Source organism: Bacillus sp. FG16, from assembly GCF_057809515.1.
In genome coordinates this window covers 1-19899 of sequence record NZ_JBMDKC010000104.1, presented here as the reverse complement: position 1 = coordinate 19899, position 19899 = coordinate 1, and the positions used below count along the sequence as shown (strand labels likewise).

Here is a 19899-nt window from a genome sequence, read left to right as displayed (position 1 = left end):
TTATGAAGATGTTGTGAAACCGTAGATTGCGGTAATGTTAAAATCTGTTGTAATTCGGTAACACTTAAAGTCTTTTTCCCTAATAATTGATGTACAATTTGTAGACGGACAGGATGTGCTAATACTCTCAGTATTTCCGCACTTCGTTCGAGTTCATAATTAAGATCATTGAGCTCCATATAAAAAACATTTGTCATCTTCTTTCGCCTCATTCTTTCTTATTTTTTTAATCACCACCACCGCAGCTACCTCCACTATCTCCACCAAAAGACCCACCGCAATCATATGAACTACCATCATACACGCTATCATGATTTGAACCTGAATAGGAAAATAATGGTGATGAATTATGTGTGTTATTTTGTTTCGTCAAGCTTACTTTCTTTTTGTTTAATGGGACAGCTGTTAAGATTGTTCCGATTACAACAAATAGTAGTATGATAACAATAAATTCCATATAATACCCTCCCCTGCTTCGTTTCTTTTATAATCGGATTGTTGAAATGGCATGTTTATATACAAACTGTTGTTTCCCGTCCACTTCTATCAAAATCGAATATAAATCATACCCTTTTATGATTCCTTTGATATGAAATCCATTTACTAAAATCATTGTCATGCTCTTTTTTCTTTGCACTGCTTCTTGTAGTACTTGTTCCTGAAAGGATAGCATATCGTTTGTTCTTTCCTTTTGAGGTACGTTGGGTTTTCTTTCCAATGTTTCCTTCCCCCTTCTTCTCAGGCTCTTACAAAATATTGTTCTAATTCTTTCCTCAATTGTTTCGCCCCTTCTGGACTCAACGTCAACTTTCCATCTCCTAGTTTCATATGCTGGGAAGATGCTTCTCCTGTAATGGGACAAACGTCATATCCCTTATATTTCTTCAGAATAATCTCTTCTCCCTCTACAAATATTTCTACCCAGTCTTTTTCTGCTATTTCCAGTACTCTTCTTATTTCTCTCGGTATGACAATTCTTCCTAAATGGTCTATTTTGCGTAAAATTCCTGTTGATTTCAACTGTCATTTCCTCCTCCATTTTCTATGTATAACATTCCAACCTTATTTTTATCTTTCTTGTTCTTCTATCACTAATTGTACTCGAAACATGTTTTCTTCTCCTTCTAATAAGGCACCCATTTTCAATAAACGACTGATTAGTTCTTCTGAACTGTATACACCTGATAAGGTCGTGCGATATCCTTGTATCGGTACAGCTGCTGGTATACGGTGCACCACTTCAGAATCTGTATCAAAAAGAGAAATTTGTTCTATTGGTGGCAACACTTCTCTTTGTTTTGGTTTCGTTTGTTTCCCTGTTTTTCGATTTTTCTGACGTGATTCTTTTCGTTTTGCTACTACATTTTCCTTAGGAAGAGCGGGCAATTCTAGATCCTTAATTAAGGTATACAGCTTAGCTGTGCTCATTTTCCAATGCTTTACGATATCCTTCATATGAAAATGCATCCGGTAACCCTGTAACATTTGTTTTTGTTGTTCTACAGGCAACGCTTCAAATTCTGCCCGACTCATCATTGTTTCATACATATTTGAAATCTCCACCTTCGATGCTTTTTGGTAGCTACGTTTCTCTTTTCCTTTCAGCATGTCAGTTGGAAATAACATCTTTCCGACATATCCTCGTTTTCCTGTTTTATGATGAACGCCCGAAGCAGTTCGCTTTTTTTCCCGAATTTCTTCTTGCAGTACACGTTGTACTTCCATTTTTCTCCCCCTCTCCACTTTTCCTTGTATATTTGCCAATCCGGAATGATCCAATGAAAAAGAATTCCAGTTCACTCCTATAGGAATGAACTGGAATCATACTATACATCTATCATGTCACTTCTATCGTACCACATTTTTACTACCCATAGAAAAAAAGAAACGAATATTCCGACTATACAAACAAGATTCCCCTTTCTTCCTTCTGTAACATCATTTTTTGTTCTTCTTCTTTCCTTCTATCTTCAAACTCATTTTCTAATTTCCGATACCATTTGCCTTTTTTACAGGCAAAGTACGCTTTTACTTCTCCATATGGTATCCAAATACCACGTGCGTGTATCCGTTCCATCACGCTATCTACTATATATTCTTCTTCATAACGTTTCGGTTTTCGTAAATACATCATAATAAAACTTCGATATTCTTCTCGTAACCATTCTGCTATCAAATTCTTCTGATTTTGTGTGAGATGTGACCACTTCTTATTGGTTTGGAGAATTAATACCCATTCATCTAAAATGGCCTGAATTTCAGTGTCCGTTGCATGTTCTGGAAGTACAATTCCTTTGTCTAAAGCCATGACATTAGCAAAGGCAGTTTTTTTGCCACGTTTCACATGTTGTTCAAGAAAATCTTTTTGTTTTTCAGTAAGGGAATCAAATATGTTTGATCTTGTTGTATCGTCCAGTATGATTTTAGAAACCATAACACATACCACCGATTAGATATGTAACAATCATCATAAATATGGAGACTCCAAAAAATCCGAAAAACCATATTTGAGATGCTTTGCAATCCTCAATTCCAAACCATTCACATACTGCGCGGTAATGCATTGAGATCGCATGTTTGATACCCGCTCCATCTTTCTCTACTGGTTGAGTGTGTGTTATAATGGACTCATCATTTTTGATTTTTAAAGTGTTGAACATAGTTCCCTCATCCTTTCTAAATTGAAAATGTTTTTGTGAAAAGTCCTCGATTTGCTGTCCAAGGCTGTGAGGACTTTTTTGCGTTCTGTTATTTACTCAGAAGGATGTTGAGGTCTATATTTTTTTCTTGATTGAACCAACTCTTGTTTTAAAAGCTCAACATCTTTACGCCAGTACAAATTCACCTGCCCAACTTTAGAAATAGGAATAATCCTATTTTCCGCTAACAATTGGGACATACGTTGCTTAGAGATAATTAACACTTTCCTTGCTTCTTCTGATGTCCATACTTCATTTTTTAAAAAAGATTGGAGCTCTTCTCTGCTGTTAATGATATACAATCTAACTTTTCACCTCCTACCTTTAGTATACCAAAACACTAGATTAACCGTCTAGTGTTTTGGTATTATTTTTAATAATATTCTCATTATTTTCTCTTCTGGTTTCATTTTTGTTCTTAATATGGTACGTGAAATTTTCGATTTGTTTAGTCAAAAATCAAAACCTACTATTCTTTGTCTTTCGACTCGAATTACTTTTAAACTTTCATTCTAAAAATCATATAATGTTTAATATTCAAAACATAGAAAAGCTTAAACCCTTATATATCAACGGGTTTAAGCTTTTTATTTTATAGGAATACCTGTTACAACAAGTTGCCATTAGGATAGTGTATCAGCAACTTGTAGCTATTACTATGAATGCTAGATTCCACAAAATTATTACATATTTTTTTATCATGTTCTCTTTTAAACTATATGCTGGACCCAACAAAATTATTCACTTATCTAAAGTTTAGAAAACTAAAGAATTGGACATGCTTTTAATAAAATCAAATAATTGAGGTGAAACGCATGTCTTGGTTTAAAAAGCCTAGATCTAATTTAGGTAAATTTTTAGACAATCATGATATTAAACAAGTAGATTTAGCTCAAAACTCCGGTGTAAGTGAAGGAACGATTAGTAAATTGTGTCGAGCAAATACTTTTTATCCTTCATTTAAGAATGGACAAAAGATTATTAAAGCACTGAAGAGAATGACTCATAAAGAAATCCACCATGATGACTTCTGGATGTAGTTTAAAATATATCGTGCATTATAAAAGTTCGTATAAACACATTTTGTTTTACAGCATATTGCTCTAACTTAGATTGTCGATAGTCTGATAGTGTAAAAAAGATAATTACTGGAACTATAGCATTCTGTCTTTTATAAATATCTGTTATATGGCCATATAACTGTATTTTATGCTCGTTTGCCTTCATATGTTGCATACGATCTATTTCAACGAAATGGGGAACATTATCCTCAAAATACATTGCGTCAGGAATGATTTGATGCCGTTGACCATTGATTGAAAACTCGATAGGCCTTTCTGTTTTCCATTCTGGAAACCCAAGCCACATCCAGCTTTCGTTTCGCATTAATATGTGCTGTAATTGACTACTTTTCTTTACTTCCTTTTTAATACCTAATAAATCCCGTCCCTTTTTGTTTAAATAATATACATGTTCCCGAGCCATTTTTGTAATGTGACAATATGAATGTAGATCCTTTAATACACGCAACTTACTCAAAGTGGATAAAATCTCGATTTGTCTCGCTTTCTGTTTGAGTGTTTGATGTCTCATTGCGTTTCACCACCTTGTATTGCTTCAGTAAACACCACATGTCTTTATCCTTCAGATAAGGTACTTGAATTTCTTCTGTACGATCTGTTTTAAACAATGCTCTTCCTGGAAGGGAAGGTAGATCCTCAAGACCTGGTTCATCCAAAGCAACTTGTGACGCAACCGTCGTTGGTAATCGAAAACCTAGCTTTGCATCAGCATTTTGCTTGATTTGCCTTGGCAATGTATCAGAGGTTGGATATTGTGTACAAAATATAAGCCGGAATCCTAAACCACCCCCAATTCTTGCGATTTCAGATAACATCTCCTGGCACATAAATAATACATCCCGTTGTTTTTTAGGTAATCCTTGTGTAGGACAAAGATTTGCTCCTTCATCTACTATGATGAAACATCGTTCTTTTATAGATGTATCTATGATATTAGTAAAGTAGGAATTTTTCATCACCTCTATTTGTTTAACCATTTTCTCACGTACTTTAGCCAACATTTCTAACGCCTGTTCTGGATTTTCAGCTACTTCTACAACTTGAGATAGATTCTTGTAAGGGCTAAATTCTAATCCTTCCTTCAGATCTATAATAAAAAATTTCACGTGTTGAGGTTGTTGTAAAATTAAACTCGTCATCACATTTTTCAGGAATACTGTCTTTCCAAACCGAGTCATACCCGCCACGCACATATGCGGTGTTTTCTCAAAATCATGATATATGTGTTTATCTAATGATTTCCCCATCATAACTCTCCATGTGTGCTCTTTTAACAGATCCTTAGACCAAATTCACATTTCAGGTATTTGTTGCTTAAATACGCGAATATGAAGCTCTCTTTGATGAAATGATATTTTAACAGGTTTATATAGTCCTTCTTCTAATACTTCAGCTAATTTTTTGATAAGTTGACTTGGCACGCCGAGTGGTAACTTGTAAACATAATTCATACTTATGTCATCTTCTATTTCTTTTATAAAAATGGGGTATTGTAATTCACCTTTATACTGAACACATATCTTTGCAATTTCAAAAAACGTTGCAATTTTTTTCTTATCACTCATTCCTTTACTCTTGTAAAAGTAAGCTACTGTTATAAAGGTTGCTGGAATTAATAAAAGTAATAACATTTCCTCCATACCTCCTTAAGGTAGTTGAGCCTGTATGGAAGCTTAGAAAAAACGTTTAAGATGCGCTATTATAATCATTTTCAACTACCAGATGTAATACTAACGCAGAAATACATCTAGTATATCCATTAGAACATACCAAACACTCCCTATTAACAAACATTTAAGACCCGCACGTAGCAACCATCCTGGAAGGTAAAGACCTTTCTTTTTCAGTAATTTAATCCCCAAAACTGAAGCTCCGGTCACACCATAAACAACCCCTAATTCTCCAATGATTGTCATGTTAGCCCCATCCTTTCGGTTTAATAGACAAATTCCCTTGGCGATTTCTATATAGTTGATAATCTTCTAATAGTTCATTCCAAGACAATGCGTGTTCATCACCATATAGATCTTCTTCTATTTTTTGACTTAAATAATAATATCCTCGGTACTGTCGGTCCAGGTATACTTCATGGCGTAGCATATGCTCTTGTATTGCACATATGTCTTCTCCCTTTTTGGTGTTTTTGTACATTCCCTTCAAAGTCTGTGAAGAATACAAATAAGGAGTATTATACAACATCTGATATTGACTCATCCATGTCACCTTCCTTATTAAATTCCAACTACACTAAATACATATGTTTACAATAAATATTTTTGAATTTGTACCCGAAAAAGGACAAATAAAAAAGGTAATAACTTTTTGTATTTCATTATATTCCATTACAACGAAATGCAAAATTGCATGAATGATTGAAAGATTGTAAATGTTATACTATAAAGGAGAAAAATATAAATTCATATTATTTTGTTCACATTCACTAAATACTCCACTACAATTAATGTATAATTCTAAATATTCAAAATAATATTGAAAAATACATCTTAACAAGATGGACAATTTTATTATCTGCTATTATATATTATAAGAATATTTCCTTTATTAAGGGATGACGGGGAGGATTATATGAACGTTCAACTAAAGGGAAATGAACAACTTACTGAATTACTTAATGAATGGTATTTACAGATTCGTGCACGTGACAGAGAAAAATCTATACATTCAAAAAAGGAAATTGAAAAACAGCTTGATAACTTAAAAAACAACCAAAGTTTACTTTTTTATTATTCACTTTTAGATTTTCGATGCGATTACCTGATTAATAATTTAAATATTTCTAAAAAAAGTTTTGATATGATTGAAACTTTTGAAACCCCAAAAGAAGACTTCTTAGCATACTATTATCACTTTTTCAAAGCTATTCACTCGAAAGCGATTGGTAGTTATACTTTGGCTGAAGAACACTATACCAAAGCAGAATCTTTACTTATACATATTCCTGATGAGCTTGAAAAAGCCGAGTTTTACTATAATTTAGCTATATTCCATTACCACATTTACCAGGCGCTTTTGGCTACAAAATATGTTACAATTGCAAAGGAGATTTTCTTAAAAAATAACGATTGCGAACTGAAAATAGCCTATTGTGACAACCTTTTAGGATTAGCTTGTACTCACTTGAAAGAATATAAATTAGCAGAGGAATATTTTATTTCAGCCATAGATTTATTCCGCAATTTTGGTAGTGAGCGTGATATTTTAATTAGTCGTCAGAATATAGGATTAATGTATGCAGAACAAAAACAATCCAGTTTAGCTATAAGATATTTATCAGAAGTAAATCAAAAAATGCCGAGAAATTATAAAGCCCTCTTTGTTGAGGCTAAACAAAGAATTAACTTAAAAGAAACAGAAATTGCACTTGAACTTATTCAAGAAGGTTTACAAATTTCTGAATCATTAGGATTCAATGAATATCAATATCGTTTTAAGATTATGAAGAGAATATGTAAAAATGATTCAACAGAATATTTAGAAAAAGAAATATTAGCAGGGATGGACTACTTTAAAAGAGAAAACTTATGGACGTATGTACAAGAATACAGTGAACTATTAGCTGTAAAATTTCATGCTGAAGCAAACTTTGAAAAAGCTAGTACATATTTCTTTTTAAGTTATGAAGCAAAAGAAAAAAATTTCGGAAAGGAGATTCTAAAATAACATGAAAAAAATGAAGATCATTTTAATGGGGATTATGACAATGGGAATTATGGCTCTAGGTTTGCATTCTCCTATGACAGAAAACTCACAGCAGGCAAAATATACAACCGTAAGTTATGCAGATGGCAACACTGGCTAAGAATATTATTGATGAGAAGGGAAGTAGTATCATTACAAATTCAATGATGCTACTTCCCCTTTCTCCTTCTTCGGATTCTGATACTACGCAAGAAAATAAACCAAAAGACTCAATGTACATATAACACTTCCTACAATAATTAGCAAACTAAAAACACCGATTAACACATACCCCAAAAAATAGAAACCAAGTGCTAAAAAAGCTATAATTAGTAAAGATCCTAATATCTGTAAAATAACAAATTTCAACAAATATAATGCACTGAATACAACTCCAATAATCGCTATATAATACCCTGAAGACTTTAAAACCCTTAAAAATTGTTTTTGCTTAACTATTGGAACTCCCATATATGTTCATCCTTCCTTATCAAAAATACAAAAATGGAGTGCCTTCTCTAATAAGTAAGCACTCCCTCATGTCATTATGCATCTTGTTGTTTTTTTGCTTCTTCTCATAAAAATGTAACTTTTAAAATCCATTTTAGAAAATTATTAATTCGTCCACTTGTTCATATCTATATTTCTTTCTATAGGCTTATTTACTGGATCTTCTTGAGTTTTTTCTTTCGATTTTTCAATATGAACATTTTTTGGCTGATTATCTTCATTTGCAGTTACTATTGAGCTTTCAACTTCTTCAATTACATTACCCTCTTCTGGCTGTTTGTACGTTAAAGGTGATTTGGAAGGTAAACCTCTTGGGATATCTCCTTGTAGCATGCCTTTTGCACTTAACAAGTCTTTAGCCATTCCAAGCTTAATCTCTTCGTTATCGACACTTTGTGTCCCGTATAACGCTATAAAATGTTCTAACACCTTTCTTGTAGCTTCATTAGGGTTTTCCTGTGATTCTATCCAAACAAATAGTTCTGGACATCTTTGACGCATTTTCTCCGATAATGGAATTTGAATCGCTTTTGGTTTAGCCATCATAATCACCTATTTTACTTGTTCTTTTTGAAATGCAATTGAACTAAATACTGTCATGCCTTTAACATTCATTTCCGTTGCGTTCTTAGCATTAATCCATAATATTTTAATTTTTTTAGAATCACAAATTTCTTTTAGATCTTCAAAAAGATTTTCTTTTAATTGGATACTTCCACCGCCATAGACAACCACGACTTCTACATCATATTTTAAATCTTGTAATTTAGTTTCCGCAGCATCTAATACTTCATCAGCTAAATTAAATTTAGCTCTTGCTAAGAACTTTTTAGCATCTTCATAATATTTAGGATGCTCTTCTTTTAGATATCCGGCAAACTCTTGTCTTTGTATAGCAAAACCCCATTCATCTTCGAAATCTTTTTTAGCACGTTCAATCGCATGACCTATACCATGTCTTTCTCCCGAACTGTGATCATTATCATAATCGTAGCCTTTTGTAACAACATATTCTGTTGTTCCGTCACCAATGTCTATGTGCAGAAGACGTTTTTCTTGGAAGTATTCACCCGTTATATCTTTCATATCATAAGTTTCTTTAAACTCATTAAATATTTCATCGTTTCTATATTTCCCATTACCATCCTCGATTAAAGCAAATAGGGCAATAGTCCCTTCTTGTACAACAATTACTTTTTCAAATTTCAAAGTTACATAAACTCTCAAATCGCCAACAGTTACCGTTACATGGTGACTACTATTTGTAAACCTTTCAGAGAGTTGTTTTGCCTTTTCTTTTGTCCATTCACTAGCTGGTAAAGCTGTAACCATAGAAACAATTGCTTCTATATTTGTACCTTCTTCTATTGAGTTTTGATCTTTAAACATATCTTGAACCGAACGACAGGCAATTGCACTAACTGTTGTCATAATTGTAGTATCTTGTCTATGCTTACCACGGTTTGATTTAATGTTAAGGTTCTGAAGATCTTCACCAGAGCGAATGGCACGTTCTCCTACAAACACCCTTTGAGCTACTTGACCTTTCAAAGCTGATGAATTAACAGTAACATCCATATTATGAATTAATCCATGCACTAATTCTTCAATTTTTTTATCTTGCGGAACAGGCTCTTTATACACATAACTATATGTGTTTGGAAATTTTATCATTTCTCCATTAATTGTAATCTTCTTCTCGGAATTCCCATTGTCATCTTCTACAAAATAATTGAATTTCATTTATATTACCCCTTTCTTATTGAAAAGAATTTATTTTAATTCATTTTAAATTACCTTAATTACATTTTACTATAATTAACCAGAAAAATCAACATAAATAATTGAAAATAAATTGTTTTAATTTAATATAATTTATTTTAATTTAAAACAATTTATAATTCGGGTGTAACTTCAAAAAAGATTATCTAATATATCCGTCTTAATTTATTATAATTTATTTTAAATGTGTTATTCCCAAAATTCCCACCACTTTTTTTCTTTTTGTTTGTTTTGAGATGCTACTAAAAGTTGTTTAGTTTCTTGTATCTCTCTAACATGTGTTAATAGCAAATTATCTCGTTCATTGTATCTGTTCTCCATGCGTTCTAACCGTTCGGCATTCATGATCTCAATACGTTCGAGCTGTTGAATTTTCTCTTTTAGTAATATCTGTTCTTGAAGTAGTTGTTCTATAAATTCTTTAGGTAAATTCATTACGTTCTCTGAAAGAACGCTAGGCGTTCTATTACCATCCTCTAAATCATTATCTGTTTCAACTTCAGCAAAAGGAACAGATAAAACAACCTTCACGGCTCCTTCAATACTCATTCCAGCCTCTTGGATCAGCTTTTTCATCTGTTCTAGTACTTTAATATCCTTTTGAACAAAAGCACGACTATTTTTTGCACCTTTTACAAAAGAATATTGTTCCTGTTCTAAAGCTATACACCATTTCCTAAGCGTACTTGTACCTATTTCTAAGCGTTTGGCAACATCTTTTGTCCAAAATGAGCGTTCTTGCAACTGTTCGCCCTCCTTTATTTTTTATATAGAACGCTTCCACATTAATCGTTAAAAATCCTATAATTTTATTTTTTTCTATATAAAGGGAATCCCTAAACTTCGTTAAAAATTGCTATTTAAAATTAAAACGTAAGCCTTTTCACAAAAATCTCAATAAATGAGTTTGTAATATGTTTTAAATTGTAGATTTACAGGGAATCTCTTTAGCTTATTTTAAGCTTGCTTTAATTATCATCAGTAAAAAGTATTTCCTCCCTAAGAAGTGACAAAATTCACTTTTTAAAATACAAATTAAATATGAAATTACTTTATTTATTAAATCTTGTTTTAAAAAAGTAAAACCAATAAAAACATTAGAAATAAAATATAGCCTTTGATGCTTACTCTCACAAGCGATTTAGAAATATAGCTTAGTAAATTTCTAGGTTAAAATGTGAGTAAATTAGGGGGTATTCATTTTTAAAAGGGAAGGCTTTTTTTACTAGAATTTTAAGCGGAATATGAAAATTCTAGTAAAAAATGTGGTTGTTTTTTTCTTTAAGTGCTTGAAGAAACTTAAAGAAAGTGGGGGATTAATAAAGACATGACAAATAGCCTTGCTATGTGTGATTTTTTCAAGCAAGGCTATTTGATAATTATTTTTTTGAAAATAAGGTTTACAGGTTCGGAATAAGCATTTTTTTGAATAAATCGAATGGGATTGTACTATTATTCTTTTTTTCTATCCCCGTTTTCGCAAGACGTTTTTGAGATTCAATTATTCTTTGTTTTTGATAAAACTTTAATTTCTCACTAAACATTGTCATAAAATGAGCAGGAGCGCTATAATCAGCTTTGTTATCTCTGAACCATTTAACAGATTCTTCAAAAGCCCACTCACCAGACGTTTCTAAGTTATTTAAATCTGGTGGCAATCTTAAAGCAATAACATAAGCATCTTTTTCAGTTAAATTTGTTACACGTTGACTCATTATATGGTGGTAAGCTCTTTTCTGATCTTCACTTAAGTATGTGTTTAAATCTTCTTCTCGCTCTGTTTTAATATCAAAAATATCTAATCCATTAGAGGAAACAGATATTTGGTTTTCCTTTTCAGGTTTACTTTTTTCTTGAGAAATTTTCTTCTTTAAAAACTCTGTAAAAGTAGAGCATATATCAATAGCTAAAGCCCATTTTACCTTGAAGTATTCAATAATTTTTAAATAATTGTTATGTATAGTCAAGATGTAAACGGAAGGAGCAATCTTTCCGTGCCGTCTTACCTTTATTTGTTGGCATACTCCTAAATCTTGCAGCCAATTCAACACGTAATTAATAATGGGTTTAGAAATCCCCGATTTTTTACAAATGTGTTCTTGCCTTACTTGGGCATAACCTTCTTGTACCAAATAAGATAAGATAGTCTCAAAGGCTTCAAATTGTCTTTTGGTAAGGTAATCTTTTGTGGTAACACCTTCATATTCATCATGGACAATATTATCAATATAAGTAGTAACTTTCTTGATTGATTGATTAATAGTTCCCGGTGTTTTGGGTAAATGTTTAATTCGAGGACTTAATTCAGCTTTTGCTCGACTAAGCAAAAAGTTGTTTAATAACACAGAAAAAACCTCCTATTTTTTCCACCACAAAGAAACAGAAAAATGCTGGAAAAGTAGAGGTTTTTATTCACATTATATTTTTTACATGCTATAATAAATATGTAGAAAACATAATTATAAATAAGCCCCCTACTCTGATTGAGTTTTTAATTGGTTCACCGGCCAAAGTGATTTGCCAATTAAAAATAGGTTGTGGTAGGGTTTATTTTTTTTGTTTTTTATTTTTTATTTTTAGTAACTTTAATAAGGTTATATTTCTTTATATGTCCTATTGTATAACTATTATTATGAGATATCAATCGTTAATGTAAGAATAGAAGAATGTAACCTATGAAAAGCCTCCGGTTAATTTGAACTGGAGGCTTTAATTTCGTATTGAATGTATTTTCTAAAATTCATATATTCTTCTTGTAATTTGTCATACTTATAGTTAATAAATTCTGTATATTCATGAAGTTGCTTCTCTAATTGCTCTTTTTTGCTTATTGGCAATGCAAGTAGATCTTCATAAAGATCTGTTGTCATAAAAGGTGGCTCGTGACTTTGTTCAACTTCTTGTTCCTTTATATTAATATCCTTGTTTATTTGATTTTCTTCTAAAAACAATCCTTTGTCTTGAATGGTTTGAGTATTGCCAACTAAATAATCTGTACTGACCTGAAAAAGATTCGCTATAACTATTAAAACGTTATATGGAGGTTCAGCCCCTTTATTTTCCCAATTTGAAACAGTTGTTTGAGCGAAACTTGTTCCACTAACTTCTCCTATTTTTTCACCTAGCTGTTTCATACTCCATCCAGCTTCTAGTCTTAATGTTTTTACACGTGCGCCAAAAATACTCATTTTTATTTTTCCTCCCTCTTAATTTTATGATATGTTGTGCGTTTTTTTGTAGGATATACATTCGTTATAACTCCGAAGAGGGTTTGTAACTTGAAAAGTGATAAGAAAATAAAAAAACTCCCAATAAAAAACAAAAAAGTAGTTGTTTTAACTTTAAAAGTGATATATGATACACGTAAGGGTAACCGAAAGGAGGTTATGAAATGTCTTTAAAATACGAGAGAAAGGCCCAAAATTGTTCATTAGAGTTTATTTCTCAGATATTAAACATTAGTCCCCAAGTGCTACATTCTATAGAGAAGGGCAGGTCCGGAGTTAATGCTGAACGAGCGGAAAAAATTTCCGTTTTTTTCAACAAGCCTGTAGAGTACTTTTTTGTACCAACGTATTATCGAGTTCGAGAATAACCTAAAAATAGTTACTTTTATTTTGATAAAGATACAAAGTAACCATATAAGATTTATTATAGTAAAAAAAATCATTAATTCAAATAGAATTAATTGGTCAAATTGCTTATTGCTTAACGTATGGAAAACTCAGTCCCAATGGCAATGACCTTCCAGAGATGGGGCGCACAGATGATGTTGTATATAAAGTTCTTCTAAATGGATATCCGCAAAAGAGTCCTGAGGAATTAGGTGTTTCCGATTGGAAAGAGGCGCATTATGCGACCCAGCTTAGTGTTTGGGCATCATTAGGTCAAATTGACATTAGTGAAGTTCAGCATAAGAATGCGAATGTTGCAAAAGCCGTAAAAACAATTATTGATGGGGCAAATGCAAGTCAGGAAACACAAGAAATGTACATGAATGTAACACCAACAGACAATCAAGAAGCAAAGTTAAACGGTGAGTACTTTGAAACGACAGTGTATCAAATTGAAAGTAACGCTAAGAATGGTGTGTTTACAGTTCAACTAGCGAATGCACCAAATGGAACAAAAGTTGTTTCAACAAATGGAGAAACAAAACAAAAATTCAATTTAGGGGAACAATTCCGTATTCTGATACCGAAATCCTCTCAGACTGGAAATTTTTCCTTAAAAATAACTTCTAACCTTTCTAAGTTGCATGCAGTAGCTTATAAAGGAACTGACACTGTACAAGATGCAACAGTACTATTAGAAAAAAATGAGGAAAAAGTGAGTGCTGATCTACAGGTAAACTGGAGCTCATCTTCCAACAACAGGTGGTAAAGCGGAAAATCCATATATAAAATGGATTGGGCTTGCATGTAGCGCATTTGGTGCAATGGGAGCTGTATTTGCAGTAAGAAGTCGTAAGAAAGCGCAATAATTCTAAATAAGAAAGGGAGAATTGCAAGATGAGACAAGAAAATATGACGACATCCCAAGCTCATTTTAGTGAAATAGATGAAAATCCGCTTGTTTTTTTGTTGGCTGTCGGAATGCATGTATACTTGCACTTCCCATTTGGGTAATTGTGTTTTGGATCGGGAGCAAGGTTTAAGAAACCAAAGGGGGATGAAATGAGATGTCAGGAGTCTACATCGGTACAACCAAACAACCATTTATTTTGAAGGAGCCAATGATTAGGAGTCGTTCAAATACATGGATTGGAGGGAAACCAGGAAACGGAAAGATGCATCGCAAGGGTGATTGGCTTTCCGAAGATCTCATGCAAGCAATTTCAATCGCACAAACGGTGGTCAAACCCAAAGAACGATATGATTTTTGGATTGAATCCGCTACAAAGTTGTTAGCGGGTAGTATTTTGTATCTGGATCAACGACATAAGGACTTATATTACTTAGATTTGGAACAGGTCAGAGTGTTCATACAAAAAGTAAATAACCAGGATACGTACTTGTCGGAGATAACAGATTCTCTCGATCAATGTCATCCAGCCTATCAAATTTTTAAGGTTTTGGTTTTATCAGCGAAAGAGACGAGGGAAGGAACCGTTAGAACATTGCTAGGAATATTAGATGAACATGCAATGAGGAATGAAAATCTGGAAAAGAAACGGGAATATTTTTGGTTCCAATATTGAGTAAAGAGTTTCAAAGAATGAAATAAGAAAGGAGACATAGACATGCTAGGAGTGATTCAAAGGTGCTCAGGGCTTCTACAGGCGATTGGGATTTTTGACCGAAGAGAAAAGGGTGTGGATGTGACAAAAGCTTCTCAAGAGGCTTATAGGACAGTGATTGAGGGTGTCAGGAAAGCTAAACAAAAGTTTATCTTTATTTTCGATCCAACGGATCAAGTGTATGAAGATACACATCGACAGAAGCTAGCGCAAGGATATCACATTGTAAAGCACAATTTGTTAAGTGATACAGTGTTCTTAGATTATGAAAATAATCAAAAAGTGATCATGTATGTCAATATAGATACGGTTACTAGCACGTATGAAGATAGAGGTGAGGCGTTATCTCATTTTCTTCACTTTCTAACTGAAAAGAAGAAAATTCGACCGATTCATCTCGTTTTCTATCAATTTGATCTTTATCCTATCCCTCATATAGAGCAGTTTTTAAAAGAAAGTGCTACCTATGATATCCGAACTGCAATTGTCGTAGAATCTCATTCCGTCTTACAACGTATATACGGAAAACATGGGGCAAAACGAATTGCTACATCGTGTCAGACAACAGTTCTAGCATAGTCTTACCTTTCAAAAATACTCTTTTTACTTCAGAAAGGAGAAAATATATGAAATTGATGGAAGCAAATGCGGAAGAATTTCAAAACATGAAAGTAAAACCATCTAATTATCTGATTGAAAAAATCACTGAAAGTCAACATCTCATACATCGAGAAATAGCAGAATATGAAAGAGAAGCATTTCGAGAAGAAACTCTATTTGAATACAAAGGGAAAAGTTTTTTACCAGAAATTACGAAGTGTTCATCTGAAGCACAGGCAGTATCAGTCGTACAGTCTTATTGGCAGGGTATTAGGGAATTAAACAGAAGCGTATAAGATTTTCGGGATTTCATAGTCATTCATGATATATAGATGGCTAGAAAACTATACAAGGTGAAAGGGGGGATTTCAAGTCCTTCCCTTTGAAGGAGGCGATAGACATGGGAAAAGAGCAAAGACTTGCATTCTATGATATATCGTCGTCAAGTGCACAAAGTGTCAAAACATTCGATGGCAAAGTGTATCAGCTAAGAGGAGCGGTAGCGGTAGAAGATACGACAGGAAACATTGAGAGGGTGGCAGAGATCTATTACCGTGTCCGTTCAGTCATGGATGAAAAGCAAAAAATAATTGCCAAGAGAAGAAACCAGAATGATGAATTGACAACCGTGTGCCAACGGCGGAAATAAAACGATTTTTGAGAGAAAACAAGCGGTTTTGGAGTGTGCTGAGATAGATAGATTTATCCGATGATAATGAAAAAACCAACAATTTCGTAACTATTTTTATAGACGTTCAAAACGAAAGTTTTTCCTTATCAAAGCACAATTGCCCTTTGAAAACTTCACATGCGTGCCCCTTTTTAAAATGGTCACTTAAAAAGTTGGGTATACGATTATCGTTTGAGGAGTGGGTACGTAAAACTCGTCTATGGGTTTTGTTGTAAAAAATCAGAACTCATACTTGTGACCCAGATACGATATATCAATGATCTGTGCGGAGTATTAGCCGTGAGGAATATCCTTTAATGACATTCTGAAGAAGCGGTGAACATCAAAAACAGTAGATATATAAGGTTCTACGTACATGCCAAAACGTTGTGCAATATTGGGCTTATTAGGATTAAGTCGGGATTGATTCTGATATGCATGCCAATATAGGGTTTACCATATCCGCCATAAATGGTAATTTTTCATTTTTTCTTAATATTCTTGCTATAATGATAACCAGATGTGGAGAAATAATCTGAACTCTCAGTAGACTCCAAAATCGCTTGTTTAATAACATAGGGAGGTCAAAAGTATGACTCAAAAATCAAAAATCATTGCCGTTATCGTTGCATTGGTTGCCGTTCTAGGGATTGGTTCCACACTGGTATTTTCTAATAGTAAGAAAGGAGAGCTTGAAGAATTAAGCCCTCAAGAAATTAAAAAATTCATGTCACAGGATGGAACGGGATTTGTAGTTTACTCTTTTGATAAAGAACAAAGAGATTTCTTTACAAATCAAGTAAAAAAAGTTTTTGAAAAGAACACTGTAAGTGGCAAGGAGTTAAATAGTTATCATCCTGGATATGACGGAACTAAAGGACAATCTTATTATGGGGTAAAACAAAGACCAGATACATTAGCGTATTATCAAAAAGGAGAACTAAAAAAGGAAATGCCCTTTGAAAAATACAAATCATCTGATTTAGAAAAAGAATTAGATGTGTTTGTCCGAAATATGAAGGAAATGTATATCGACAAATAAGAGGATAGAAGGGCGGTGTGATAAATTGCCTATTCCAACTGTTACACAAAGAGATTTAAAAAAATCAAGAGATTTGGTAGAAAAGTTACTGAAGGTCAAAGGAGAAAGCTATCAAAATTGGTTACACGCACAACATCAACAGTTCGTTGAAGTAAATCAAGACTTAATCTTAGAAGCGCTCACTCTATTTGTAGAAGAAGAGAAAGGACCTAGTAGGGTACCTGAAGGTACGGGTACACTTTCTCAGTCAAATGAAGTTGTATAACACAAATATAGGAGAGTGTAAGAGATGTTTAAATTAAACAACTTGATTTTAGGTGCTGGAGATGGAATGTCTAGTTTAGTTAGTACAGGTGAAGCAGTTTTAACCTGGGCACAACGCTTAGGAATTATTAGTGCAGCTATCGCATTTTGTATCGGTGGTTACTACCTTATCTGGGGGGGGGAGCGTGGAAGACACCAGAGTAAAGGCTGGTTTATTGGTTCAGCTGTAGGGTTAATTATTGTAATGGGTGCAAAGGGATTGGCAGAAGGAATTAATAGTAATATCAAGTTTGGATCTATCCTGTTCTTTTGGATGTGAAGAGACAACAGAATACGTTTTGGTAAAGAAGCTATGCACTTGTATAGCTTCTTTTTATATGCCATAAAGCGTTAGAAAGGAGAGGGGGAAATTACTTATGTTAGAGGTCATGTTTACCAAAAGCGCAACACCAGAGATTAAAAGTTTTCAAAAGATGTCCTTACAGGATGCTTGTAAGATTACCTATCGACTGGAACAAGAGTTACAAGAACAACAAAATATTATCCATGTAGATTTTCACATTTTAGATCAAAACAGTGAAGAGATGTATGCAGGGACATTGTCCCTGGGTTCTGGTTATGCTTCTCATTTGTATGAACATGTAGAAAATAAACTTTCTTCTATGGAAATGGATGAAGATCAAGAGAAGCAAAAAGAGGCACTTTTACAACTCATGAAACAAGATATCGAAGAATTTTTACAAGAGATTGCTCCACCAGAAGAAATAGAAGAACCAGAAGAGAAAACTAAAGTGAAAGGGGAACAACAAGAAAAAGGAGATATTCCTTTAGAAGAGGGAAAAGAGAACAAAAAACATCTGTTTCAAATAATCGGAGGAGCAATTGGAGGAATCGTAGTAGGAGCTGTGAGTGTGTTTTCCTTGTATGCTGTACCATCTAAGCCAGTTGAAGCAACAACTCAACCCAATACGCATTTAGTTAAAGGACTTCAACAAGCTTCGATTCAGCAATATCCAAAGGCAATTCAAGAATTTGAGCAGTTGGATTATAAAGAACTAGATAAGGAGAGTCAAAAAGCAGTTTTATTCTCTTACTTATTAAGCGGAAAAGCAAATAAGGCCTTACAGTATGAACCGAAATTTGCTGAGAGTGTTGTGAGCTATTACGTAGCCGTTGATAATTTGAAAAAAGTGAATGAGATTCAAGTCAAAAATGATGTGATTGATTTTGAAAAAGCAGTGTTGGCAAAAAAAGATGAAGAGGTTGTTCGTCTAAAAGATAAGGTGAGTGTAGATGGTCGCCGGGAACAATCCATTGTAGATGCATATTTGAGACTTAAAAAATATGAGGATTGCTTTATCTTTGCAAAAGCACAGGGCAATAAGAATGTGATGAAACAAGTGAAGGAAGTAGAAAAGAAAGAAGTAGAGCAATCAACAGTACCAGATGAAGAGAAAAAGAAAAAGATTGAAAACATCGATAAAGTATTGAAGGAAATTTAAGGGAGGAAATGAAATGCCAATCGATTATAAAAATGTTTTAAAAAAGAGGGGACTTACGGTTACGGCGACTTCTTTGTCTGTAGGGATTTTATCCGGATGTAGCTTGTTTGGTTCAGAGCAAAGTAAGAAGACAGATAAAAAAGCATCTGTTTCTAAAAAAGTGGAAAATGAGAAAAAGAAACAAGAAGAAAAGAAAGAGCCGGAAAAGTTAGAAGAAAAGGATTTTGCTTCTTTGACGGAAAATGCTGTGAAGAGTCAGGAGTCTAACAAAAATGTAGCATTTGTATTAGATCATATGGAAAAGCAACAATTAAACAAAAAAGATAAACAGATTGCAAGTCATATCAAAAATGCAGATGAAGCGACATCTCGTATCGTGGCTATATTAGACCAGGAGTTGTCAAAATCGAGTCATTTGAATACAGATGATGTTGCGATTGTTGCATCGAATAGTATTCCAACAGAAACGAAAGATAATCAACTTGTATTTGGAAATATAAAAGATACAACAGTAGCTAGCATCGGAGATGTAATCCTACAAGAAAATGTAAAACCGCCTGTTATTGAAGAAAAACCTTCTATTCCATTACCAGACCCGCCGACAGATGGAGGAGATAAGCCAAAACCTCCGGTAGATCCGCCGACAGATGGGGGAGATAAGCCAAAACCTCCGGTAGATCCGCCAACAGATGGGGGAGATAAGCCAAAACCTCCGGCAGATCCGCCAACAGATGGGGGAGATAAGCCAAAACCTCCGGTAGATCCGCCGACAGATGGAGGAGATAAGCCAAAACCTCCGGTAGATCCGCC

31 protein-coding genes and 2 pseudogenes are annotated in these 19899 nt (G+C 33.7%); 15 read left to right on the top strand and 18 right to left on the bottom strand.

Features of this window, described 5'->3' with window-relative positions:
• The 8 genes from ACODS7_RS26420 to ACODS7_RS26385 all read right to left on the bottom strand — a co-directional run.
• Positions 1 to 197, bottom strand: a 197-nt coding sequence (locus ACODS7_RS26420; RefSeq protein WP_488827957.1) for an ArsR/SmtB family transcription factor, incomplete at its 3' end; no start/stop codon positions are given.
• A gap of 29 nt (positions 198 to 226) precedes the next feature.
• Positions 227 to 457, bottom strand: coding sequence for a hypothetical protein (locus ACODS7_RS26415; RefSeq protein WP_208742807.1), 231 nt, complete (start codon positions 455 to 457; stop codon positions 227 to 229).
• A gap of 27 nt (positions 458 to 484) precedes the next feature.
• A complete protein-coding gene (hfq, locus tag ACODS7_RS26410; protein WP_488827955.1) occupies positions 485 to 673 on the bottom strand; it encodes an RNA chaperone Hfq in 189 nt (62 codons plus the stop codon).
• Between the two features lie 65 nt (positions 674 to 738).
• Positions 739 to 1020: an AbrB/MazE/SpoVT family DNA-binding domain-containing protein gene (locus tag ACODS7_RS26405; protein ID WP_488827948.1), complete on the bottom strand. Its 282-nt coding sequence runs from the start codon at positions 1018 to 1020 to the stop codon at positions 739 to 741.
• A gap of 48 nt (positions 1021 to 1068) precedes the next feature.
• Positions 1069 to 1725 carry a hypothetical protein gene (locus ACODS7_RS26400; RefSeq protein WP_488827946.1) on the bottom strand — a complete coding sequence of 219 codons (657 nt, stop codon included), beginning with the start codon at positions 1723 to 1725 and terminating at the stop codon, positions 1069 to 1071.
• Between the two features lie 175 nt (positions 1726 to 1900).
• The gene (locus ACODS7_RS26395) at positions 1901 to 2434 is read right to left on the bottom strand and encodes a hypothetical protein (protein WP_488827944.1); all 534 of its coding nucleotides are present in this window, start codon (positions 2432 to 2434) and stop codon (positions 1901 to 1903) included.
• Positions 2424 to 2660, bottom strand: coding sequence for a hypothetical protein (locus tag ACODS7_RS26390; protein WP_488827942.1), 237 nt, complete (start codon positions 2658 to 2660; stop codon positions 2424 to 2426). The genes ACODS7_RS26395 and ACODS7_RS26390 overlap by 11 nt, the downstream gene beginning before the upstream one ends.
• Positions 2661 to 2752: 92 nt before the next feature.
• Complete coding sequence (locus tag ACODS7_RS26385) at positions 2753 to 3001, bottom strand: DNA-binding protein (protein WP_098424700.1); 249 nt, start codon at positions 2999 to 3001, stop codon at positions 2753 to 2755.
• 513 nt (positions 3002 to 3514) lie between these two features.
• On the opposite strand from ACODS7_RS26385, the gene ACODS7_RS26380 reads away from it, so the two are divergent.
• On the top strand, positions 3515 to 3739 hold the full coding sequence (locus tag ACODS7_RS26380; RefSeq protein WP_000118337.1) for a helix-turn-helix domain-containing protein: 225 nt from the start codon (positions 3515 to 3517) through the stop codon (positions 3737 to 3739).
• A 1-nt stretch (position 3740) separates the two neighbouring features.
• On the opposite strand, the gene ACODS7_RS26375 is transcribed toward ACODS7_RS26380, so the two are convergent.
• The 4 genes and pseudogenes from ACODS7_RS26375 to ACODS7_RS26360 form a co-directional block, all read right to left on the bottom strand.
• The gene (locus ACODS7_RS26375; RefSeq protein ID WP_488827940.1) at positions 3741 to 4292 is read right to left on the bottom strand and encodes a replication-relaxation family protein; all 552 of its coding nucleotides are present in this window, start codon (positions 4290 to 4292) and stop codon (positions 3741 to 3743) included.
• Positions 4231 to 5412 (bottom strand): annotated as a pseudogene (locus tag ACODS7_RS26370) (FtsK/SpoIIIE domain-containing protein). Before ACODS7_RS26370 ends, ACODS7_RS26375 begins: the two are co-directional and overlap by 62 nt.
• Positions 5413 to 5511: 99 nt before the next feature.
• On the bottom strand, positions 5512 to 5697 hold the full coding sequence (locus ACODS7_RS26365) for a hypothetical protein (protein WP_042891009.1): 186 nt from the start codon (positions 5695 to 5697) through the stop codon (positions 5512 to 5514).
• A gap of 1 nt (position 5698) precedes the next feature.
• Positions 5699 to 5995 carry a hypothetical protein gene (locus tag ACODS7_RS26360; RefSeq protein WP_488827938.1) on the bottom strand — a complete coding sequence of 99 codons (297 nt, stop codon included), beginning with the start codon at positions 5993 to 5995 and terminating at the stop codon, positions 5699 to 5701.
• 372 nt (positions 5996 to 6367) lie between these two features.
• Here ACODS7_RS26360 and ACODS7_RS26355 point away from each other — a divergent pair, with 372 nt between their 5' ends.
• Positions 6368 to 7462 carry a response regulator aspartate phosphatase gene (locus ACODS7_RS26355; RefSeq protein ID WP_256426261.1) on the top strand — a complete coding sequence of 365 codons (1095 nt, stop codon included), beginning with the start codon at positions 6368 to 6370 and terminating at the stop codon, positions 7460 to 7462.
• Between the two features lies 1 nt (position 7463).
• Positions 7464 to 7601, top strand: a complete 138-nt coding sequence (locus ACODS7_RS26350; RefSeq protein WP_086413261.1) for a Phr family secreted Rap phosphatase inhibitor — start codon at positions 7464 to 7466, stop codon at positions 7599 to 7601.
• Between the two features lie 83 nt (positions 7602 to 7684).
• Here ACODS7_RS26350 and ACODS7_RS26345 read toward each other — a convergent pair whose 3' ends face one another.
• From ACODS7_RS26345 to ACODS7_RS26320, 6 genes are all read right to left on the bottom strand, one after another.
• Positions 7685 to 7951 (bottom strand): hypothetical protein, encoded by a 267-nt coding sequence (locus tag ACODS7_RS26345; protein ID WP_097984528.1) that lies wholly within the window; start codon positions 7949 to 7951, stop codon positions 7685 to 7687.
• 144 nt (positions 7952 to 8095) lie between these two features.
• Complete coding sequence (locus tag ACODS7_RS26340; RefSeq protein ID WP_236828933.1) at positions 8096 to 8533, bottom strand: hypothetical protein; 438 nt, start codon at positions 8531 to 8533, stop codon at positions 8096 to 8098.
• Positions 8534 to 8542: 9 nt separating this feature from the next.
• A complete protein-coding gene (locus tag ACODS7_RS26335; protein WP_420975004.1) occupies positions 8543 to 9733 on the bottom strand; it encodes a ParM/StbA family protein in 1191 nt (396 codons plus the stop codon).
• 228 nt (positions 9734 to 9961) lie between these two features.
• On the bottom strand, positions 9962 to 10516 hold the full coding sequence (locus ACODS7_RS26330; protein ID WP_256426262.1) for a DUF3967 domain-containing protein: 555 nt from the start codon (positions 10514 to 10516) through the stop codon (positions 9962 to 9964).
• A 656-nt stretch (positions 10517 to 11172) separates the two neighbouring features.
• Positions 11173 to 12117 (bottom strand): Replicase RepFR55, encoded by a 945-nt coding sequence (locus ACODS7_RS26325; RefSeq protein WP_097984829.1) that lies wholly within the window; start codon positions 12115 to 12117, stop codon positions 11173 to 11175.
• A gap of 345 nt (positions 12118 to 12462) precedes the next feature.
• Positions 12463 to 12960, bottom strand: coding sequence for a helix-turn-helix domain-containing protein (locus ACODS7_RS26320; RefSeq protein WP_029437153.1), 498 nt, complete (start codon positions 12958 to 12960; stop codon positions 12463 to 12465).
• Between the two features lie 203 nt (positions 12961 to 13163).
• Between ACODS7_RS26320 and ACODS7_RS26315 the strand changes: the two genes are divergently transcribed.
• From ACODS7_RS26315 to ACODS7_RS26260, 12 genes and pseudogenes are all read left to right on the top strand, one after another.
• Positions 13164 to 13367 (top strand): helix-turn-helix domain-containing protein, encoded by a 204-nt coding sequence (locus ACODS7_RS26315; protein WP_097984832.1) that lies wholly within the window; start codon positions 13164 to 13166, stop codon positions 13365 to 13367.
• A gap of 77 nt (positions 13368 to 13444) precedes the next feature.
• A pseudogene (locus ACODS7_RS26310) lies at positions 13445 to 14134 on the top strand (thioester domain-containing protein); the annotation flags it as partial.
• A gap of 37 nt (positions 14135 to 14171) precedes the next feature.
• On the top strand, positions 14172 to 14255 hold the full coding sequence (locus tag ACODS7_RS26305) for a hypothetical protein (RefSeq protein ID WP_488827952.1): 84 nt from the start codon (positions 14172 to 14174) through the stop codon (positions 14253 to 14255).
• A 252-nt stretch (positions 14256 to 14507) separates the two neighbouring features.
• Positions 14508 to 14972 carry a type IV secretory system conjugative DNA transfer family protein gene (locus ACODS7_RS26300; protein WP_488827950.1) on the top strand — a complete coding sequence of 155 codons (465 nt, stop codon included), beginning with the start codon at positions 14508 to 14510 and terminating at the stop codon, positions 14970 to 14972.
• Between the two features lie 42 nt (positions 14973 to 15014).
• Positions 15015 to 15590, top strand: coding sequence for a TraM recognition domain-containing protein (locus ACODS7_RS26295; protein WP_488827933.1), 576 nt, complete (start codon positions 15015 to 15017; stop codon positions 15588 to 15590).
• A 47-nt stretch (positions 15591 to 15637) separates the two neighbouring features.
• A complete protein-coding gene (locus ACODS7_RS26290) occupies positions 15638 to 15907 on the top strand; it encodes a hypothetical protein (protein WP_488827931.1) in 270 nt (89 codons plus the stop codon).
• Positions 15908 to 16011: 104 nt separating this feature from the next.
• A complete protein-coding gene (locus ACODS7_RS26285) occupies positions 16012 to 16260 on the top strand; it encodes a hypothetical protein (protein WP_098229451.1) in 249 nt (82 codons plus the stop codon).
• Positions 16261 to 16873: 613 nt separating this feature from the next.
• On the top strand, positions 16874 to 17323 hold the full coding sequence (locus ACODS7_RS26280) for a hypothetical protein (protein WP_488827929.1): 450 nt from the start codon (positions 16874 to 16876) through the stop codon (positions 17321 to 17323).
• Between the two features lie 25 nt (positions 17324 to 17348).
• Positions 17349 to 17588: a hypothetical protein gene (locus tag ACODS7_RS26275; protein ID WP_488827927.1), complete on the top strand. Its 240-nt coding sequence runs from the start codon at positions 17349 to 17351 to the stop codon at positions 17586 to 17588.
• 24 nt (positions 17589 to 17612) lie between these two features.
• Complete coding sequence (locus ACODS7_RS26270) at positions 17613 to 17906, top strand: hypothetical protein (RefSeq protein ID WP_002187987.1); 294 nt, start codon at positions 17613 to 17615, stop codon at positions 17904 to 17906.
• A 97-nt stretch (positions 17907 to 18003) separates the two neighbouring features.
• A complete protein-coding gene (locus tag ACODS7_RS26265; protein WP_256426268.1) occupies positions 18004 to 19089 on the top strand; it encodes an LPD25 domain-containing protein in 1086 nt (361 codons plus the stop codon).
• Between the two features lie 13 nt (positions 19090 to 19102).
• Positions 19103 to 19899: hemagglutinin (locus ACODS7_RS26260; protein ID WP_488827924.1), on the top strand; the 797-nt coding region annotated here is incomplete at its 3' end.

Coding starts and splice junctions, on each gene's coding strand:
- ACODS7_RS26355 (WP_256426261.1), top strand. CDS start 6,368: ATGAACGTTCAACTAAAGGGAAATGAACAACTTACTGAATTACTTAAT.
- hfq (WP_488827955.1), bottom strand. CDS start 673: ATGCTATCCTTTCAGGAACAAGTACTACAAGAAGCAGTGCAAAGAAAA.
- ACODS7_RS26375 (WP_488827940.1), bottom strand. CDS start 4,292: ATGAGACATCAAACACTCAAACAGAAAGCGAGACAAATCGAGATTTTA.
- ACODS7_RS26395 (WP_488827944.1), bottom strand. CDS start 2,434: ATGGTTTCTAAAATCATACTGGACGATACAACAAGATCAAACATATTT.
- ACODS7_RS26265 (WP_256426268.1), top strand. CDS start 18,004: ATGTTAGAGGTCATGTTTACCAAAAGCGCAACACCAGAGATTAAAAGT.
- ACODS7_RS26365 (WP_042891009.1), bottom strand. CDS start 5,697: ATGACAATCATTGGAGAATTAGGGGTTGTTTATGGTGTGACCGGAGCT.
- ACODS7_RS26270 (WP_002187987.1), top strand. CDS start 17,613: ATGTTTAAATTAAACAACTTGATTTTAGGTGCTGGAGATGGAATGTCT.
- ACODS7_RS26280 (WP_488827929.1), top strand. CDS start 16,874: ATGACTCAAAAATCAAAAATCATTGCCGTTATCGTTGCATTGGTTGCC.
- ACODS7_RS26300 (WP_488827950.1), top strand. CDS start 14,508: ATGATTAGGAGTCGTTCAAATACATGGATTGGAGGGAAACCAGGAAAC.
- ACODS7_RS26350 (WP_086413261.1), top strand. CDS start 7,464: ATGAAAAAAATGAAGATCATTTTAATGGGGATTATGACAATGGGAATT.
- ACODS7_RS26415 (WP_208742807.1), bottom strand. CDS start 457: ATGGAATTTATTGTTATCATACTACTATTTGTTGTAATCGGAACAATC.
- ACODS7_RS26360 (WP_488827938.1), bottom strand. CDS start 5,995: ATGAGTCAATATCAGATGTTGTATAATACTCCTTATTTGTATTCTTCA.
- ACODS7_RS26390 (WP_488827942.1), bottom strand. CDS start 2,660: ATGTTCAACACTTTAAAAATCAAAAATGATGAGTCCATTATAACACAC.
- ACODS7_RS26290 (WP_488827931.1), top strand. CDS start 15,638: ATGAAATTGATGGAAGCAAATGCGGAAGAATTTCAAAACATGAAAGTA.
- ACODS7_RS26285 (WP_098229451.1), top strand. CDS start 16,012: ATGGGAAAAGAGCAAAGACTTGCATTCTATGATATATCGTCGTCAAGT.
- ACODS7_RS26320 (WP_029437153.1), bottom strand. CDS start 12,960: ATGAGTATTTTTGGCGCACGTGTAAAAACATTAAGACTAGAAGCTGGA.
- ACODS7_RS26340 (WP_236828933.1), bottom strand. CDS start 8,533: ATGGCTAAACCAAAAGCGATTCAAATTCCATTATCGGAGAAAATGCGT.
- ACODS7_RS26400 (WP_488827946.1), bottom strand. CDS start 1,725: ATGGAAGTACAACGTGTACTGCAAGAAGAAATTCGGGAAAAAAAGCGA.
- ACODS7_RS26315 (WP_097984832.1), top strand. CDS start 13,164: ATGTCTTTAAAATACGAGAGAAAGGCCCAAAATTGTTCATTAGAGTTT.
- ACODS7_RS26345 (WP_097984528.1), bottom strand. CDS start 7,951: ATGGGAGTTCCAATAGTTAAGCAAAAACAATTTTTAAGGGTTTTAAAG.
- ACODS7_RS26380 (WP_000118337.1), top strand. CDS start 3,515: ATGTCTTGGTTTAAAAAGCCTAGATCTAATTTAGGTAAATTTTTAGAC.
- ACODS7_RS26335 (WP_420975004.1), bottom strand. CDS start 9,733: ATGAAATTCAATTATTTTGTAGAAGATGACAATGGGAATTCCGAGAAG.
- ACODS7_RS26295 (WP_488827933.1), top strand. CDS start 15,015: ATGCTAGGAGTGATTCAAAGGTGCTCAGGGCTTCTACAGGCGATTGGG.